Here is a 17,612-nt window from a genome sequence, read left to right on the forward strand (position 1 = left end):
CGCATGGCCCACCCAGTGCTGCACGGGCAGCCCCGCGGCCGGGCTGAGTGCTTCGATGTCGATGTGAAAGGGTTGGCTGAGGCCTTCTTCGATGCGCACGCGCTGCGCCACCAGCCCCGCCGGGGCCACCCCCGGCAGCGCTTGCGCGTGCAGCCTCAGCAAGCGGCGGTCTTGCTCGATGGGCACGCCAAAGAGGGCCCGCGCGGCTCGTTGCGCCGCGGCAGCCTGGGTTGGGTCCATTCATCATCCTCCCTGTGGATGGTGTGCGGCTCGCCAGGGCAAGCGGCGCGCAGTATGGACAAACCCCAGACCGCTTGAAAAGCCCGCCTTTCAGGGTTTTACAAACCGTTGCCTCGGTTTGCAGGCGGTTACGATCTGCGCAGGTCGGGCTCAACCGGCCCCGGCAGAAAAAAAGAGCGGCTCCCAAGGAGCCGCTCGTTGCTGTGCACCGGTGGGGGGCTTCAAGCCGCCGCCAACCAGGCCGAGGTGTCGAAGGCGCTGCTCATCAGCGGCATGTGCGGACCGAAGCTGGGGCCGGAGGACTTGCTGGTCTTGGCCGCCGGCTTGACGGCGATTTCGCTGTGGGCCATCTCGTTCGCCCGCTCCCATGACCCAATTTCCTGGGAGCGGGCTACAGAAAAGAATAGAAACACCTGAAAGGCACTTTGCGATCGCCCCAGAAGTCTGCAGCGTCGCGGAAGACGTCGAGCAATTGCTCGCGCGCCTCACGGTCGAAACGGGGGTTGTCGGGGATTTGTTCGAGCACCACGATGAAGCCCGGCTGCGGCCCCGACTTGTTGACCAGATCGGTCATGCAGTCGTAGAGCGCATCGAAGTTCTTGCCGAAGTGCGTCGGAAACAGAAATGCCTCGGCGATGCCTTCCAGCACTTCCTGCTTGGTCTGGGCTTTGGCCAGGTTGGCATACAGGAAATGCTGACCGGTGTCTCGGGCGGCCTGCATCAGATCCTCCACCCGGAAGGCCCGGATGGATTGGACGATGTTCGGACGGACGGTCTGCAAAAGCATGGTCACGATCCTCGTTGCTTCAAAAGAGCTTCATTCGATGATCCGGCGAAAGCTCGCATAGTGGTCATCGGTGTAGTAACAGACCTCAGGCTTCGTGGGGGGCTGGCCACCGCAGACGATGCGCCTTGCTCCGCGATGCTTCACCCCTGGGGTCTTGACCGTGTATTCGCGATAGTGGCCGCGCGGCTTGGGCGGCAGCAACCGCTCGCGATTGAGGAACACGGTCCCGTCCTTGTCGTAGGGGAAGGGGCCGCCGGCAAGAATGCGCCGGTGGGTGTCCTGGGCTTGACGGGGCAGGTCGCTCAAGGCGACCACATCGGTATCTGCTTTCAGGCCCGGCGCAGCGTTCCGGGCCGTGACATCGCCGTGACCCAGGGCCATCGCCAGCACTGCGGCGGTAGTGACTCCTAACTTTCGGAGTGACTGCCACCGAAGTGACCTTGCAGCGGTTGCCACGGGTTTTCCCTGAATCCTGAAGCCGTTATCGTAGCCAATCGGCCCAAAATCCACAAGGTTGTGCCTCAAATTTCAGCAAATCTAGAGGGCTTTGGACTTGACAAAAGTAAGTGATCGCTGACGTATTTGGGCCTGTGGATGCTTGCCCCCCAAGCTTCCGAGGGGCCCCGGCGTGCCGGCGCCGGGGCCGGGGGGCTCGGCCGCTTCAGGCGCGGGGGCGCTCAGCGGCCCGCGTTGGCATCGGCCACCGCCAGGGCGGTCATGTTCACGATGCGGCGCACCGTGGCCGAGGGGGTGAGGATGTGCACCGGCTTGGCCGCGCCCAGCAGCACCGGCCCGATGGCGATGCCGCCGCCGGCGGCGGTTTTGAGCAGGTTGTAGCTGATGTTGGCCGCATCGATGTTGGGCAGCACCAGCAAGTTGGCTTCGCCCGACAGCGTGCTGTTGGGCATCAGGGCCTTGCGGGCGGCAGCGTCCAGCGCCACGTCGCCGTGCATTTCGCCGTCGATTTCGAGCCAGGGGGCCTGGGCGCGGATCAGCTCCAGGGCCTGGCGCATTTTCACCGCCGACGATTGGTTGCTGGAGCCGAAGTTGGAGTGCGACAGCAGCGCGGCCTTGGGTTGGATGCCAAAGCGCAGCATTTCTTCGGCGGCCAGCACGGTGATTTCGGCGAGTTGCTCGGCCGTGGGGTCGTAGTTGACGTGGGTGTCGACCAAGTAGACCTGCCGGCCCGGCAGCAGCAGCGCGTTCATGCAGGCATAGGTGTTGACGCCGGTGCGCCGACCGATGACTTGGTCGATGTAGTGCAGATGCATGGCCGTGGTGCCCCAGGTGCCGCACAGCATGCCATCGACTTCGCCTTTGTGCAGCAGCATGGCGCCGATGAGCGTGAGGCGCCGGCGCATCTCGATCTTGGCCAGTTGCTGGGTGACGCCCTTGCGCTCGGTCATGCGGTGGTAGGTCTGCCAGTAGTCGCGGTAGCGATGGTCGTACTCGGTATTGACCACGTCGTAGTCGCGATCTTGTTGCAGCCTCAGGCCGAAGCGCTCGATGCGTTGTTTGATCACCTCGGGGCGGCCGATCAGCGTGGGGCGGGCCAGGTGTTCGTCCACCACGACTTGCACGGCACGCAGCACGCGCTCTTCCTCGCCTTCGCAGAAGACGATGCGCTTGTTCTTGGCCCGTTTGGCAACGTTGAAGATGGGCTTCATCGTGGTGCCCGAGGCATAGACGAAGCTTTGCAGCTTTTCGCGATAGGCATCGAGATCGGCAATGGGCCGTGTGGCCACGCCAGAGGCGGCCGCAGCCTGAGCGACGGCCGGCGCGATGCGCATCATCAGCCGCGGGTCGAAGGGCTTGGGAATCAGGTACTCGGGCCCGAAGCTCAGCGTGGCACCGGCATAAGCGGCGGCCACCACCTCGCTTTGCTCGGCCTGAGCGAGTTCGGCAATGGCGTGCACCGCGGCGATTTCCATCTCGTCGGTGATCGTGGTGGCCCCGCAGTCCAGCGCTCCGCGGAAGATGTAGGGAAAGCACAGGACGTTGTTGACCTGGTTGGGGTAGTCGGTGCGGCCGGTGGCCATGACGGCATCGTCGCGCACGGCCTTGACCTCTTCGGGCAGGATCTCGGGCGTGGGGTTGGCCAGCGCCAGGATCAGGGGCTTGGGCGCCATCTTGGCCACCATCTCCGGCTTGAGCACGCCGCCGGCGGACAGGCCGAGGAAGATGTCGGCGCCTTCGATCACTTCGGCCAAGCTGCGCATCGTGGTGGGCTGGGCGAATTGCGCTTTATCGGGGTCCATCAGCTCGGTGCGGCCTTGGTAGACCACGCCGGCGATGTCGGTGACCCAGATGTTCTCGCGCGGGAGGCCCAGCTTGACCAGCAGATTCAGGCAGGCCAGCGCGGCCGCGCCGGCGCCGGAGGTGACCAGCTTGACCTGCTTGAGATCCTTGCCGACCACTTTCAGACCATTGAGGATGGCCGCTCCCACGACGATGGCCGTGCCGTGCTGGTCGTCGTGGAAGACCGGGATCTTCATGCGCTCGCGCAGTTTGCGCTCGACGTAGAAGCAGTCCGGCGCCTTGATGTCTTCCAGGTTGATGCCGCCGAAGCTGGGCTCCAAGGCGGCGATGATGTCCACCAGTTTGTCCAGGTCGTGCTTTTCGTTGATTTCGATGTCGAAGACGTCGATGCCGGCGAACTTCTTGAACAGCACGGCCTTGCCTTCCATCACCGGCTTGGCCGCCAGGGGGCCGATGTCGCCCAGGCCCAGCACGGCCGTGCCATTGGTGACCACGGCCACCAGATTGCCGCGCGAGGTGTAGCGGAAGGCGTTGGCCGGGTCGGCGGCGATTTCTTCGCAGGCTGCCGCCACCCCGGGCGAGTAGGCCAGGGCCAGGTCACGCTGGTTGATGAGTTGCTTGGTGGCGGCAATGGCGACTTTGCCGGGCGAGGGGAACTCGTGGTACTCGAGGGCAGCCTGACGCAGTTCGACGCGTTTGTCTTCGGCGGACGACATGGTGATTCCCTTGTGAGCTCGGTGGATCCGTGGGCAGCCCCGCGGGGCGCGGTTGGCCGCCCCGGTGGGCCACGATTGTAGGAGGGGGGCGGCCGGCCGGCGTGCGTTTGTCGCATGGCCTGATGCACAGGCCGCATCGCAACCAGTGTGGCAAAGCTCGCCGCGGACTCGGATTCGCGAAAGTGCGTACATCGATCGGGCGTGTGCCCGGCGATAGTTGGGACGGCGCTGAGCCGGTGGCTCGCGGCGTGTCCAAGCCGGACCGAAAATCAAATGATGTCCTCCGAGTTGGCTCCCAATGTCCGGACGCGTCCTTGGCGTCGCCTCCTGCTGTGGGGGGCGCTGGTGACGCTGCTGGTGGTGGCGCAGACCGCCTTGGTCAAGCTCACGATCGAGTACGAAGCCGCCCGTGCCCAAGACCGTGTCGAGCGGGCGGCCGTCGAGGCCGCCGGCGAGGTGCGCCAAAGCTTGGCGCGCAACCTGCAATCGCTGCAGGCCTTGTCTTGGAACGAACCGGCCTTGTCGCAATGGCGCACCGGGGCGACCGAGCTGTTGCGGGCCCGCCGGGAGTTGGTGCGCATCGAGCGGCGCGACCTGGACTTCCGTCTGCTGTCGAGCGTGGACAGCCCCTATCGGGCGCCGGTATTCACCGTGATTGCGCGCGAGGAGCTGCGTGTGGATGCCGATGTGGCCTGCGCCAACGCGCGTCGGCTGTCGGGGCCGGCCTATTCGCGCAGCTATTTCGTGCCGCAGCCCGGCGGCTTGGGCCTGGAAATCCTGGATGTGTGCGTGCCGGTGCTGGAACAGGGGCGCTTGGCGGGCTTCATGGTGGCTTCTTATGCGCTGCAGAGCCTGCTGTCGGAGGCTGTGTCACCGGAGACGGCCAAAGGCCACGAGCTGACCTTCGTGGAAGGCGATGGCACGCGTCTGGCGCTGGCCGGTGCGGGTCCGCGTGGTCAAGGCGTGTTCGTGGCTCAGCGCCTGATCGATCTGCCCGGCACCACGCTGCAACTGCGCCTGGACAGCGGGGCGGGCCGTCCGGCGCTGATTCCCAACCTGACGGTGGCCTTGGTGCTGGGCTTGTCGTTGGCCTTGGCGGTGGTGGTGGTGCTGTTGGCGCGCGACGTGCGTCGGCGGGCGCGGGCCGAGCAGGACCTGGCCGAGGCGCTGGCCTTTCGCAAGGCCATGGAGGATTCCTTGGTGACGGGCTTGCGCGCGCGGGATTTGGACGGTCGCATCACCTATGTCAACCCGGCCTTTTGCGCGATGGTGGGCTTCGAGCCGCATGAGCTCATTGGCAAAACCGTCGGCGCGGACGCGCCGCCGTACTGGCCGCCGGAGATGGTGCAGGAATACACGCAGCGCCAACAGGTGCGCCTATCGGGCACGTTGCCGCCGCGCGAGGGCTACGAGACCACGTTCATGCGTCGCAATGGCGAGCGCTTCCCGGTGATGGTTTATGAAGCCCCGTTGGTCGACCGCGAAGGCCGGCAAGCGGGCTGGATGGGCGCTGTGGTCGATCTGAGCGACCAGCGACGCGTCGAGGAGCTGTCGCGTCAGCAGCACGAAAGGCTGCAGGCCACGGCGCGGCTGGCCACGGTGGGCGAGATGGCCTCGCTGCTCAGCCACGAACTCAATCAGCCGCTGGCGGCCATCTCCAGCTATGCCACGGGGTCGGTGAACCTGATGCGCAGCGGCCCGATCGATGCGGACATGCAGGCCATGATTTTGCAGGCCCTGCAACGCATTGCCGAGCAGGCCGAGCGTGCGGGCCGGGTGATCAAGAGCGTGCATGATTTCGTGCGCCGTCGCGAGCAAATCCGCGAGGCGCTGCGCGTGGATCAGCTGATCGACGCGGTCATGCCGCTGGTGCGGCTGCAAGCTCGCAAGAGCGGCACGCGCATCGAGCTGGATTGGCCCTCGCCCGTGCCGCGTGTGGTGTGCGACCGCACCATGGTCGAGCAGGTGTTGCTCAACCTGACGCGCAACGCCATTCAAGCGATGGAGACCGAGCCCCTGGAGCGCCGCGTCTTGCGCATCCAAGTGCGTCAGACCGATGCGCGCTGGGTGCGATTTTCGGTGATCGATCAGGGCCCAGGCATTGCCCCGGAAGTGGCCGCGCGCTTGTTCACGCCCTTTTTCACCACGCGCAGCGAAGGCATGGGGCTGGGCTTGAGCCTGTGCCGCACGGTGATCGAGCAGCACGGCGGCGCGCTGGTGTTCGAAAATCTCGGGCAGGGAGTCGGCACCGAGTTTCGTTTCACCTTGCCGGCCGAACGTGCGGCCTCGCGCCGCGGCGCGAGTGTTCAGCCTCCCTATCGTCAGGAGCCCACGCCATGACCGTATCTGCCGATGCCGGCATTCCGACCGTCTACCTCGTCGATGACGAGGACGTGCTGCGTGACGCACTGGCTTGGCTGTTGCGTTCGCGCCGACTGCTGTCCGAGGCCTATGCCTCGGCCGAAGAGTTCGAGGCCTTTCTGGACCAGCGGCGCATTTCCGGTCCGCTGGATCTGCGGGAACCGAGCTGCTTGCTGCTGGATGTGCGCATGCCCGGCATGAGCGGCCTGGCGCTGTTCGACCGGCTGATCGAGCGGGGCTTGGTGGAGGCCATGCCGGTGATCTTTCTGACGGGCCATGCCGACGTGCCCACGGCCGTGGCCGCGGTCAAGCGCGGCGCGTTCGACTTCGTCGAGAAGCCTTTTTCCGACAATGCCCTGGTCGACCGGGTCGAGCAGGCCCTGGCGCGCAGCGCCGAGGCGCTGGCGCAATTGCGCGCCGTGCAAGGCATCCATCGCCGCCTGGCCGAACTCACCGAGCGCGAACGCGAGGTGATGCGCCTGGTGGTGGAGGGCCGGCCCAACAAACTCATCGCCGACGAGCTGGACATCAGTGTGCGCACCGTCGAGGTCCATCGCGCCCGGGTGTTCGAGAAAATGGAGGTGAAATCCGCCGTCGAGCTGGCCAATCTGCTGCGCCAGTTGCCGACACCTCCGCTGGCCTGAGCATGTCTTTGGGTGAATTCGAACTGATTGCGCGCCATTTCGCGCGACCGGTGCGTCGCGCCGTGCTGGGCGTGGGCGACGACTGTGCCTTGCTGTCGCTGTCGCCGGGGCAGCAGCTGGCCACCTCCACCGACTTGTTGGTCGAGGGGCGGCATTTCCTGTCGACGGTGGACCCGCAGCGCCTGGGGCACAAGGCTCTGGCGGTGAACTTGTCGGATTTGGCGGCCTGTGGGGCGCGACCGCTGGCCTTCACGCTCAGCCTGGCCTTGCCGCAGGCCGACGAGCAATGGCTGGCCGGTTTCGCGCGCGGGCTGTTCGCGCTGGCCGACGCCCATGGCTGTGAGCTGGTCGGGGGCGACACCACGCGCGGGCCACTGGCGATCAACATCAGCATCTTCGGCGAGCTGCCTGCCGGTCAGGCTTTGTTGCGCAGCGGGGCGCGGCCCGGCGATGACGTGTACGTCAGCGGTTGCTTGGGCGATGCGCGGCTGGCGCTGGAAGTGTTTCGCGGCACTGCGAATGTGCCGGGGGAGGCTTTCGAGCGTGTGCGTCTGGCCATGGAATGCCCGCAGCCGCGGGTGGCGCTGGGCTTGGCCTTGCGCGGCGTGGCCAGCAGCGCGATCGACCTGTCCGACGGGCTGTTGGGGGACTTCGGCCACGTGTTGCAGCGCTCGGGCTGCGGCGCTTGCTTGGAGGTCGATGCCGTGCCGCGCAGCGCCGAGCTGGCCGCCCAGCCGCTGGCGCTGCAGCGCTTGTGCACCTTGGCCGGCGGCGATGACTACGAGCTGCTGTTCACGGCTGCGCCGGCGCAGCGGCAGGCCGTGGCACAGGCCTCACGAGCCGCCGGCGTGGCCGTCAGCCGCATCGGTCGCATCGAGCCCGAACCCGGGCTGCGGCTGGTGGATGCGCAGGGCCAGCCCGTGCCCAATGTGTGGACCTCTTTTGACCATTTTCGATCGTGACCTTGGCTTCTACCGACTTGACCCCCCCCGGCGCCCCGGCAGGCCCGGTGCGTCCGACCGTGCGCTTCCTGTGGTCGCATCCTGCGCACCTGGTCGCGCTGGGCTTTGGCAGCGGGCTCAGCCCCTGGGCGGCGGGCACCGTGGGGACGTTGTGGGCTTGGCTGAGCTTCGTCGTGCTCGATCCTTGGCTGTCCGACCGGCACTGGGCCGCCGTGCTCGTCCTGGGCGCCCTGGTGGGCTGGTGGGCCTGCACCGTCACGGCGCGCCATCTGCGCAGCCAGGACCCAGGCTGCATCGTGTGGGACGAAATTCTCGCGTTCTGGGCGGTGCTGTGGGTGGTCACGCCCGCCTCGGGCGAGGCGCTGTGGTCGCGTCACTTGGCCGCGTTCATCCTGTTTCGGGCCTTCGATGCCCTCAAAGTGGGCCCCATCGGCTGGGCCGACCGCGCATTCAAGGGGGGCGGCTGGCGTGGCGGCTTCGGTATTCTGTGGGACGACATCGTTGCAGCGCTGTGCACCTTGCTGGTGATTGCGCTGTGGGTTTTCGTCACCGCGTGATGGACAGCCTCGGACTGGATCGGCTCGTCGAAGTGCAGGCCCTGGAATCCCTGCTGGAAGCGCTCGCCCAGGGCTTGACGCAGCGGGCTTGGCGCCTGGTGACCGCCGAATCCTGCACCGGGGGGCTCGTGGCGGCGGCCTGCACCTCGATGGCCGGCTCCAGCGAGTGGTTCGAGCGCGGCTATGTGACCTATTCCAACCAGGCCAAGAGCGACGCGCTGGGCGTGCCGCCCGCCTTGATCGAGCGGCATGGCGCGGTCAGCCGCGAGGTGGCCATGGCCATGGTGTTGGGGGCCCTGCAGTGTTCGGGCGCCCAGGTCGGTGTGGCCATCACCGGCATCGCCGGCCCGGGCGGCGGCCGTCCCGGCAAGCCCGTGGGCACGGTGTGGTTTGCCTGGGCCTGCGGGCAAGACTTGGTCGAGACCGAGTGCCGGCGGTTCAGTGGCGACCGCACCCAGGTGCGCGCAGCGGCCACGCGGCATGCGTTGCAGCGGGTGCGTGCGCTGCTGGAGTCCCTGTCTTGAGGCGCCGTCGCCGCCGGCCCATGGGGCTCACGGCCCTGGATCTTGCAAGGGGCGCAGCGCCAAGCCGCGTGTGCTGCCCGGTGTGGCCGGGCGGGTGACGCCCGCGCAGGACTCGGCCAACATCAGCGTCAACCGGCGCAGCGCTTGCCAGGGGTCCGCAGGCCAGTGGGGGTGGGGCAGCCCTTTGGTCAGCCCGTCGCAAATCTGCGCGGCGTGCAGCAAGCCCTGCAATACCGTGTCGGTCAGGATGGGCAGCACGCGCTCGAAGAGTTTTTCCTTCGCGCTGCTCCAGATCCGGTTGTCGCGCAAGGCCATGGGCAGCGGGCGCCCGGCCGCCACGGCGGCCTTGACCCGCTGGAGCGCGCGGATGTCTTCGGCCAAAGCCCAGTGCACCTGCACCGCGGCGTTGCCTTCGGCCTGCAAGCCATCGAGCATGCGCAGCGCGCGGGCCACCTGTCCGGCCAACACCGCTTCGGTGAATTTGAACGCGTCATAGCGCGCCACGTTGAGCACGGCGGCCTCGACCTGCTCGAAGCTGAGTTCGCCCTTCGGGTACAACAGACCGAGCTTTTGGATTTCCTGGTGAGCGGCCAGCAAATTGCCTTCCACCTGGTCGGCGAAGAAGGCCAAGGTGCGCTGGCCGGCCTCGCCCGGGGGCACCCGCTGGCCCTGGGCGGCCAAGCGTTGCGCGATCCACTGGGGCAGCGCCTGGCGCTCGATGGGGTCGATGCGCACGCTCACCCCGGCGGCTTCCAAAGCGCTGAACCAGGGGCTGGCCCGGGTGGTCTTGTCCATCCGCGGCAGGAGCACCAGCGTGACGACGTCTTCGCCGAACTGGCCCTCGGCGACGGCTTGGGCATAACGTTGCAGCGCCTGGCTGCCGTCTTTGCCCGGCTTGCCGCTGGGAAGATGGATCTCCACCAGGCGCCGGGCGGAAAACAACGACAGCGCCTGGGCCCCGGCCAGCAGCTCCGACCAGTCGAAGTGAGGCCCCACCACGGTGTAGACGCGGCGCTCGCCATGGCCGGCCGCGCGGGCGGCTGCGCGGATCGCGTCACTGGCTTCCTGCATCTGCAGCGGCTCGTCGCCATGCAGGACGTACAAGCCGCGCAAGCCCTGACGCAGGTGCGCGGCCAGCCGATCGAGGCGGATTTCCATCATCGAGGCTCAGCGCTGCAGCGCGGCCAAGCGCCGGATCACTTGGGCGGCGAGGTCTTCGCGCATGCTGCGCAGCAGCTGCATCTCTTCGCTTTCTTTGGCCAGCGCGGCGGTCTCGTCGTAGCTCATCGTTTGGGCCAGCGACAACTGCGTTTCGTCCAGCCAAATCTCGCCGTCGGCCCGACGCAGGCGAAAGCGCAGCCGCACTTGCAGCGTCAGTTCGCGCACCTGGCCGGCCGCGGTGCGGCTGCCCACGCCGCGCCGGAAACCATCTTCGAGCACCTCGAACACCGCCTCGGCCTGGCGTGGGTCGTCCACCAGCCGCACATCCGGCACGGCCGCAAGCTGGCGGCGCAGCTCCTGGCCCATGGGCGACAGCGGGTCGAAGCCCAGGCGCAGGCTGCGAAAGGGCAGACGGGTGGCGCCGCGCAGCCGAAACCCGCAGCCGGCCATCAAGCCGGCGGCCGCCAGCATCAGCGCCGAGCGGCGCGCCACCGGGGAGTCAGACCACCACATTCACCAGACGCCCAGGCACCACGATGATCTTGCGGGCCGGCTTGCCCTGGCCGAACTTGGCAAACTCCGGCGTGGCCAGCGCCGCGGCTTCGATGGTCGCCTGGTCGGCATCGGCGGCGACCTTGATCGCCCCCCGCAGCTTGCCATTGATTTGCAGCACGAGCTCGATTTCGTCTTGCACCAAGGCGGCTTCGTCCACCAACGGCCAGGGGGCATCCAGCAGGTCGCCCCAGCGCTGGGCGTATCCGAGCTGGCTCCACAACGCGTGGGTCAGGTGCGGGCAGGCCGGGTAGAGCACGCGCAGCAAAATGCCCAGCCCTTCGCCCACGGCCCAGGCGGCATAGTCGGCATCGGCATGGGCACGGGCATCGAAAGCCTCCAACGCATTGAGCATCTTCATGCAGGCCGACACCACGGTGTTGTACTGCATGCGCTCATAGTCGTGGGTGGCCTGCTGCAGCAGCCGGTGCATTTCCAGGCGCAGCTTCTTCACCTCGGCCGGGGCGGCATGCCAGACGATCTCGGTGGCCAGCCCTGGCATCAGCATCTTGGCGGGCAGGTCGCGATGCGCCTGGGCATAGTTCCAGACGCGGCGCAGGAAGCGGTGGGCCCCCTCCACCCCGGCGTCGTTCCATTCCAGCGTGGCTTCCGGGGGCGCGGCGAACATCGTGAACAGACGCGCGGTGTCGGCGCCATAGCGGTCGATCAGGTCCTGCGGGTCCACGCCGTTGTTCTTGCTCTTGCTCATCGTGCCCACGCCTTCGTAGGTCACGGCCGAGCCGTCGCGCTTGAGCTTGGCCCCAGTGATGCGGCCTTGCTCGTCGTAGACGTTGTCCACCTCGTGTGGCCAGAAGTACTCGATGCCGCCCTTGTCGGTGCGGCGCGAGTAGATGTGGTTGAGCACCATGCCTTGCGTGAGCAGCTTGGTGAAGGGTTCGTCCACCTTCACCAGGCCCAGATCGCGCATCACCTTGGTCCAAAAGCGCGCGTACAGCAGGTGCAGGATCGCGTGTTCGATGCCGCCGATGTACTGGTCCATCGGCATCCAGTACTGTGCGCCTTCGGCCACCATGCGGTCGTCGCGTTTCGGGTCGCAGTAACGCATGAAGTACCACGCGCTGTCCACGAAGGTGTCCATCGTGTCGGTCTCGCGGCGCGCGGGTTTGCCGCAGCGCGGGCAGTCCACCTTCAGGAAGCTTTCACATTTGTTGAGAGGGTTGCCGGAGCCATCCGGGATCAGATCCTCGGGCAGCACCACGGGCAAGTCTTTCTCCGGCACTGGCACGGCGCCGCAGTCTTCGCAGTGGATGATGGGAATCGGCGTGCCCCAGTAGCGCTGGCGGCTGATGCCCCAGTCGCGCAAGCGCCAGGTCGTTTTTTTCTCGCCCAGGCCCTTGGCGGCCAACAGCTCGGCCACCTTGTCCACCGCGGCTTGGTAGGGCAGGCCATCGAGCACGCCCGAATCGATGCAGCGGCCGCGCTGCTTGTCGGCATACCACTCGGCCCAGGCCTCGGTGGAATAGGTCTCGCCTTCGACGGCGATGACGGGCTTGATCGGCAGCCCGTATTTCTTTGCAAAGGCGAAGTCGCGTTCGTCGTGCGCGGGCACGCCCATGACCGCGCCGTCGCCATAGCTCATCAGCACGTAGTTGCCGACCCACACCGGCACAGCCTCGCCAGTGAGCGGATGTTGCACCGTCAGGCCGGTGGGCATGCCCTCTTTTTCTTTGAGGGCCAGCTCGGCCTCGGTGGTGCCGCCTTGTTTGCAGCGTTCGATGAAGGCCGCCAGCGCGGGATTGCTCGCTGCGGCATGGGCCGCCAGCGGATGCTCGGGGGCCACGGCGCAAAAGGTCACGCCCATGATGGTGTCTGCGCGCGTGGTGAACACATACAGCCGCCCGTCTTGGATCAGCGCGCCCGTGGCATCGCGGATCTCGTGCGGAAACGCAAAGCGCACGCCTTCGCTCTTGCCGATCCAGTTCTCCTGCATCAGCCGCACGCGCTCGGGCCAGCCGGGCAGGTGGTGCTGCACATGGTCCAGCAGCTCTTCGGCATAGTTCGTGATCTTGAGGTAGTAGCCCGGGATCTCGCGTTTTTCCACCAGCGCGCCGGAGCGCCAGCCGCGTCCGTCGATCACCTGCTCGTTGGCCAGCACGGTCTGGTCCACCGGGTCCCAGTTGACCACCTGCGTACGGCGCTCGGCAATGCCCGCCTCCAGCATCTTCAGGAAAAGCCACTGGTTCCACTTGTAGTAGTCGGGCGAGCAGGTGGCGATTTCACGCGACCAGTCGATGGCCAAGCCCATGGCTTGCATCTGCCGCTTCATGTAGGCGATGTTGGCGTAGGTCCATTGCGCCGGCGGCACCTTGTTCTTGATGGCCGCGTTTTCGGCCGGCAGCCCGAAGGCGTCCCAGCCCATGGGCATGAGCACGTTGTAGCCCTTCATGCGCAGGTAGCGGGTCAACATGTCGTTGATCGTGTAGTTGCGCACGTGGCCCATGTGCAGCTTGCCCGAAGGGTAGGGCAGCATCGAGCAGGCATAGAACTTCTTGCGGCTCGTGTCCTCGGTGACGCGGTAGGCGTCGCGGGCTTGCCAGTGGGCCTGGGCGGCGGCCTCGACCTGGCGGGGATCGTAAGGCGTGGTCTCGGTGCTCATGGTGCGGAAAGACGGCGTACTCATTGAAGGCCCAGCACGTCGGCCATGTCGAACAGGCCGCGCTGCTGGGTGGCCAGGAAGCGCACGGCGCGTAGGCTGCCCTGAGCATAGGTGGCGCGGCTGCTGGACTTGTGCGTGATTTCGATGCGCTCGCCCGTGCCGGCAAACAGCACGGTGTGGTCGCCCACGATGTCGCCGCCGCGCACGGTGGCAAAGCCGATGGTGGACGGGTCGCGCTCGCCGGTGACGCCCTGGCGGCCGTAGACGGCACATTGCGACAGGTCGCGGCCCAGGGCACGGGCGACCACCTCGCCCATCTTCAAGGCCGTGCCGCTGGGCGCGTCCACCTTGTGACGGTGATGGGCTTCGATGATTTCGATGTCGTAGCCCTGCGCCAGCGCTTTGGCGGCAGTCTCCAGCAGCTTGAGCACGACATTGACGCCCACGCTCATGTTGGGCGCCATCACGATGGCGATGTCTTGCGCGATGCGCGCGATCTCGGCTTTCTCGGCCTCGGAAAAGCCCGTGGTGCCGATCACGGCCTTGACGCCCAGTTCACGGCAGACCTGCAGGTGCGCCAGCGTGCCCTCCGGGCGGGTGAAGTCGATCAGGTAGCGCGCATCTTTCAGGCCGGCGCGCACATCCGCGCCGATGAGCACGCCGCTGCTGCGGCCCAGGAAGGCGGCGGCGTCGTGGCCCAGGGCCGGGCTGTCGGCGCGGTCCAAGGCGCCGACCAAGCGGCAGTCGTCGCTGGCCAGCACCGCTTCGATGAGCATGCGGCCCATGCGGCCGGAGCTGCCGGCAATGGCGATGGGGTGGGTCATGGGAAGGCTCGTCGGGACAAAAGGCAAAGGGGCAGGGACACAAGGCCGGGGACCGCAGGCCTCAACGGACCTCGGGCTCCAGCGGGGGGTAGGTGCGTGCCGGCGGCTCGGTCGTCGGCGCGGGGGCGGCGGCTTCGGCCGGGCGCGGAGGTGTCAGCTGGCGCAGCTGTTCCTCGCTGAGCTCCAGCACCGGGAGGCGCCGCGGCTTGGGAAAGTTGTCGATCGAGGCGACGAAGGCTTGCTCGGTGGGCAGATCGTCGGCTTCCAGTCGCACCAGGCGCTCGCCCTCGAAATAGGCGGTGACGCGGCGTGTCTGCGGCTCGGTGCCAGGGCGGCGGATCGCGAACACGTAGTCCCAGCGGTCGGCATGGAAGGGGTCGGTCAACAGCGGCGAGCCCAGGATCTCGCGCACCTGGGTGCGGCTCATGCCGGGGCGCACGGCGCGGGCCATCTCGGCGGTGACCACGTTGCCCTGCACCACTTCCACGCGGTAGGGGGTGAACACGCCCAGCAAGGCGCCTTCGTCGCGCGTGGCGCAGCCGGCCAGCAACACCAGGGCAAGGGCGGCAAGGGCGGGACGAACAGCTTGGGTCATCAGGGTTTCTCAGGAGAGGGCGGACGAGTGCGGGCAAGCCCGATATGATGCAAAGATTCTACTCAGCACGATGCCGGCGCTTCGCAGCGCGCCGAAGGTCCACAAGTCTGCGGAGTGCTTCATGTCGACTTTGGAAGAACTGAAAAGCAGCGGCCTGAAGGCCACGTTGCCCCGCATGAAGATCTTGGAGATCTTCCACAAGGGCACGATGCGCCACATGACGGCCGAGGATGTTTACAAGGCTTTGCTGGCCGAGGGCTCGGACATCGGTCTGGCCACGGTGTACCGGGTGCTGATGCAGTTCGAGCAGGCCGGTTTGCTGTCGCGCAATCATTTCGAGGCTGGCAAGGCCGTCTTCGAGCTCAACGAAGGCAAGCACCACGACCACCTGGTGTGCGTGGTGTGTGGTCGTGTCGAAGAGTTTTACGACCCCGAGATCGAGCGTCGCCAGCAGCAAATCGCCCAAGAGCGAGGCTACGAGCTGCAGGACCACTCGCTGGCCCTGTATGTGGTGTGCGGCCGCGAGGGCTGCAAGGGCCAACACGGCGAGCGCTGAGCGCGGCGCGCCGGGCTCGGCGCTCAGCTCCCCATGTCGTCGCGCGCCATGGCGCGTTGGTGGCGTTCGATGAATTCCTTGTAGGTGTCGATGCCGCGCAGCTGCAAGATGGTGTTGCGCACGGCGGCTTCGACCAGCACGGCCAGGTTGCGGCCGGCATCCACGGCGATGACCACCTTGCGTATCGGCAGGCCCAGCACCTCTTCGTACAGCGGTTCGTAGGGAAGGCGTTCGAAGTCGCGCTCCATCGTTTCCTTGCGCACCAGGTGCACGATGAGCTTGAGGCGCATTTTGCGGCGCACGGCGGTCTCGCCGAAGATGGCTTTGATGTCGAGCAGGCCGATGCCGCGCACTTCCAGCAGGTTCATCAGCAGCTCGGGGCAACGGCCTTCGATGGCCGTTTGCGAGACGCGATACAGATCCACCGCATCGTCGGCCACCAGCCCGTTGCCGCGCGAGATCAGCTCCAGGCCGAGCTCGCTTTTGCCCAGCCCGGACTCTCCGGTGAGCAACACCCCCAAGCCAAGGATGTCCATGAACACGCCGTGGCGGGTGGTGCGTTCGGCGAAGTGCAGCGACAGGTAGCTTCGCAGCACGTCAATGACGAAGCCGGCCGACTCCCGCGTGACGAACAGCGGAATCTCGGCGCGCTCGCACATGGCCACGAGTTGGTCGGGCGGGGTTTGGCCGTCGGCCACCACCAGGGCCGGCGGCTCGAGGGTCACGATGCGGGCGATGCGGCGGGCCTGGTCCTCGGGCTGAGCATTGGCCAGGTAGTCGACCTCGCGCCGGCCGACGATTTGCACCCGATACGGATGAATGTAGTTGAGGTAGCCCACGAGATCGGCCGCCGACTGAGCATCGCGCACGGCGACTTCGTCGAAGCGGCGCTCGGGGTGGGCGTGGCCGGCGATCCACTGCCATTTGAGCGCGGTTCGGTGGGCCTCGAACAGGGCCTCGGCACTGATGACGGTGGGTTTCATGGGGCGGGTTGTAACAGCTTTTCCGGGGGGCTGTCACCCCAAGCGGTGTGGGGGCACCGGCCCCGTGCGGACCAGGCCGGGGTTCAGGCCACCGATTTCAGCGGTTCCCAGTTGGAGATCAGCTCGTGCACCTTGGCCGGGTCGGCTTCGGTCTTGAGCCGCTCGCGCAGTTCGCGGTCGCTGAGCAGCTCGGCGATCTCGGAGAGGATTTCCAAGTGGCGCTGGGTGGCCGCTTCGGGCACCAGCAGGAAGATCAGCAGGCTGACGGGCTCGTCGTCCGGCGCATCGAAGGGGATGGGCTGCTGCACGCGCAAGACGGCCGCCAGCGGGTTCTTCAAGCCCTTGATGCGGCCATGCGGGATGGCCACGCCATGGCCCAAACCGGTCGAGCCCAGGCGCTCGCGGGCAAAGAGATTGTCCGTCACGGTGGCGCGGGCGATGGCGTGCTGGTTCTCGAACAGCAGGCCGGCGTGCTCGAAGACCCGCTTTTTGCTGGTGGCGTCCACGTTCACCAGCACATTGCTGGCCGGGAGGATGGCTGCGAGACGGTTCATGTGGTCACCGCGCCGGGCTTGGCGGTTGGGGTCAACCTGTGCCCACGCGTCTTCGTGACAAAACAATGGATTATAGGAAGCGGCCCGGTGGCGTACAGAGCGCGCTCCCCGACGAGCTGAGGCATTGTGCACGGCTTGCTGCATTGCAGCAAGTCATGTCGGCCCTGCGGTGAAATGGCAAACGGCGGCCACCCGGCCGCCGGATTGGAAGTGGTGTAAGCGATCACTTAGGTGATTGGCCCTCCCATGTCGCCATTGAGGCGCTTGGGCGAGCGATGGTGATGGTCTTGCAGACGATCCTTGTGCTTGACGACTTGGCGGTCGAGCTTGTCCATGAGTTCGTCGATGGCGGCGTACAGGTCCTCATGGGAGGTTTCGCAGAAGATGTCCTTGCCTTTGACGTGCAGGTTGACCTCGGCTTTCTGGCGTCGTTCCTTTTCCTTGAGTTTCTCGACCGTCAGCAGCACGTTGATGTCCACCACCTGGTCGAAATGTCGGGTGACCCGGTCGAGCTTGGTGAGTACGTACTCGCGCAGCGCTGGCGTCACTTCCAGGTGGTGTCCACTGATCGTCAGATTCATTCGAACCTCCTTTCCAAGGGAGTCAGAGCCCTGCCCCGGGGATGGGGCGGCCCAGGCGAGGATGCCTGGAGGCAGTGTGCTCCTCGGGGCCGGGCGTGACAAGACGGTGACGCAATTCCCGAAGTCGGGGCACGGCCGC

General features: G+C 66.7%; 19 protein-coding genes. 6 read left to right on the forward strand and 13 right to left on the reverse strand.

Features of this window, described 5'->3' with window-relative positions; genetic code table 11:
• The 5 genes from F615_RS17975 to F615_RS0107870 all read right to left on the reverse strand — a co-directional run.
• Nucleotides 1-240: hypothetical protein (locus F615_RS17975; protein WP_033371099.1), on the reverse strand; the 240-nt coding region annotated here is incomplete at its 3' end.
• 221 nt (nt 241-461) lie between these two features.
• Entirely contained in the window at nt 462-590 is a 129-nt protein-coding gene (locus F615_RS20645; RefSeq protein ID WP_019560628.1) for a hypothetical protein, read from the reverse strand.
• A 41-nt stretch (nt 591-631) separates the two neighbouring features.
• The gene (locus tag F615_RS0107860; RefSeq protein ID WP_019560629.1) at nt 632-1,027 is read right to left on the reverse strand and encodes a barstar family protein; all 396 of its coding nucleotides are present in this window, start codon (nt 1,025-1,027) and stop codon (nt 632-634) included.
• 30 nt (nt 1,028-1,057) lie between these two features.
• Complete coding sequence (locus F615_RS0107865) at nt 1,058-1,408, reverse strand: guanyl-specific ribonuclease (protein WP_019560630.1); 351 nt, start codon at nt 1,406-1,408, stop codon at nt 1,058-1,060.
• A gap of 296 nt (nt 1,409-1,704) precedes the next feature.
• Entirely contained in the window at nt 1,705-4,002 is a 2,298-nt protein-coding gene (locus F615_RS0107870) for an NADP-dependent malic enzyme (RefSeq protein ID WP_019560631.1), read from the reverse strand.
• Nucleotides 4,003-4,275: 273 nt separating this feature from the next.
• Here F615_RS0107870 and F615_RS17980 point away from each other — a divergent pair, with 273 nt between their 5' ends.
• The 5 genes from F615_RS17980 to F615_RS0107895 are packed head-to-tail and all read left to right on the forward strand — an operon-like array spanning nt 4,276 to nt 9,050.
• On the forward strand, nt 4,276-6,342 hold the full coding sequence (locus tag F615_RS17980) for a two-component system sensor histidine kinase NtrB (RefSeq protein ID WP_019560632.1): 2,067 nt from the start codon (nt 4,276-4,278) through the stop codon (nt 6,340-6,342).
• Entirely contained in the window at nt 6,339-7,007 is a 669-nt protein-coding gene (locus tag F615_RS0107880) for a response regulator transcription factor (RefSeq protein WP_019560633.1), read from the forward strand. The genes F615_RS17980 and F615_RS0107880 overlap by 4 nt, the downstream gene beginning before the upstream one ends.
• Before the next feature lie 2 nt (nt 7,008-7,009).
• Nucleotides 7,010-7,969: a thiamine-phosphate kinase gene (gene thiL, locus F615_RS0107885; protein WP_019560634.1), complete on the forward strand. Its 960-nt coding sequence runs from the start codon at nt 7,010-7,012 to the stop codon at nt 7,967-7,969.
• Nucleotides 7,966-8,526, forward strand: a complete 561-nt coding sequence (locus F615_RS0107890) for a phosphatidylglycerophosphatase A family protein (protein ID WP_019560635.1) — start codon at nt 7,966-7,968, stop codon at nt 8,524-8,526. Before thiL ends, F615_RS0107890 begins: the two co-directional genes overlap by 4 nt.
• Nucleotides 8,526-9,050 (forward strand): CinA family protein, encoded by a 525-nt coding sequence (locus tag F615_RS0107895; RefSeq protein ID WP_019560636.1) that lies wholly within the window; start codon nt 8,526-8,528, stop codon nt 9,048-9,050. The genes F615_RS0107890 and F615_RS0107895 overlap by 1 nt, the downstream gene beginning before the upstream one ends.
• A gap of 27 nt (nt 9,051-9,077) precedes the next feature.
• Here F615_RS0107895 and holA read toward each other — a convergent pair whose 3' ends face one another.
• The 5 genes from holA to F615_RS0107920 all read right to left on the reverse strand — a co-directional run bounded on the left by holA (nt 9,078) and on the right by F615_RS0107920 (nt 14,799).
• Nucleotides 9,078-10,208 (reverse strand): DNA polymerase III subunit delta, encoded by a 1,131-nt coding sequence (holA, locus tag F615_RS0107900; protein WP_026330137.1) that lies wholly within the window; start codon nt 10,206-10,208, stop codon nt 9,078-9,080.
• A gap of 9 nt (nt 10,209-10,217) precedes the next feature.
• A complete protein-coding gene (locus F615_RS0107905) occupies nt 10,218-10,724 on the reverse strand; it encodes an LPS-assembly lipoprotein LptE (protein WP_083932421.1) in 507 nt (168 codons plus the stop codon).
• Nucleotides 10,711-13,380, reverse strand: coding sequence for a leucine--tRNA ligase (gene leuS, locus F615_RS0107910; RefSeq protein WP_019560639.1), 2,670 nt, complete (start codon nt 13,378-13,380; stop codon nt 10,711-10,713). Before leuS ends, F615_RS0107905 begins: the two co-directional genes overlap by 14 nt.
• Before the next feature lie 20 nt (nt 13,381-13,400).
• The gene (dapB, locus tag F615_RS0107915; RefSeq protein WP_019560640.1) at nt 13,401-14,204 is read right to left on the reverse strand and encodes a 4-hydroxy-tetrahydrodipicolinate reductase; all 804 of its coding nucleotides are present in this window, start codon (nt 14,202-14,204) and stop codon (nt 13,401-13,403) included.
• A 61-nt stretch (nt 14,205-14,265) separates the two neighbouring features.
• Nucleotides 14,266-14,799 carry an outer membrane protein assembly factor BamE gene (locus F615_RS0107920; RefSeq protein ID WP_019560641.1) on the reverse strand — a complete coding sequence of 178 codons (534 nt, stop codon included), beginning with the start codon at nt 14,797-14,799 and terminating at the stop codon, nt 14,266-14,268.
• Between the two features lie 121 nt (nt 14,800-14,920).
• Between F615_RS0107920 and fur the strand changes: the two genes are divergently transcribed.
• Nucleotides 14,921-15,355, forward strand: coding sequence for a ferric iron uptake transcriptional regulator (gene fur, locus F615_RS0107925; protein ID WP_026330138.1), 435 nt, complete (start codon nt 14,921-14,923; stop codon nt 15,353-15,355).
• A 23-nt stretch (nt 15,356-15,378) separates the two neighbouring features.
• Here the strand turns inward: fur and hprK are convergent, their stop codons facing one another.
• From hprK to hpf, 3 genes are all read right to left on the reverse strand, one after another.
• Nucleotides 15,379-16,338, reverse strand: a complete 960-nt coding sequence (hprK, locus tag F615_RS0107930; protein ID WP_019560643.1) for an HPr(Ser) kinase/phosphatase — start codon at nt 16,336-16,338, stop codon at nt 15,379-15,381.
• Nucleotides 16,339-16,421: 83 nt separating this feature from the next.
• Entirely contained in the window at nt 16,422-16,892 is a 471-nt protein-coding gene (locus tag F615_RS0107935; protein WP_019560644.1) for a PTS sugar transporter subunit IIA, read from the reverse strand.
• 227 nt (nt 16,893-17,119) lie between these two features.
• Nucleotides 17,120-17,473 carry a ribosome hibernation-promoting factor, HPF/YfiA family gene (hpf, locus tag F615_RS0107940; protein WP_019560645.1) on the reverse strand — a complete coding sequence of 118 codons (354 nt, stop codon included), beginning with the start codon at nt 17,471-17,473 and terminating at the stop codon, nt 17,120-17,122.
• Nucleotides 17,474-17,612 lie beyond the last annotated feature (139 nt).

Origin of the sequence: Caldimonas manganoxidans ATCC BAA-369 (assembly GCF_000381125.1) — a bacterium.
GTDB lineage: Bacteria > Pseudomonadota > Gammaproteobacteria > Burkholderiales > Burkholderiaceae_C > Caldimonas > Caldimonas manganoxidans.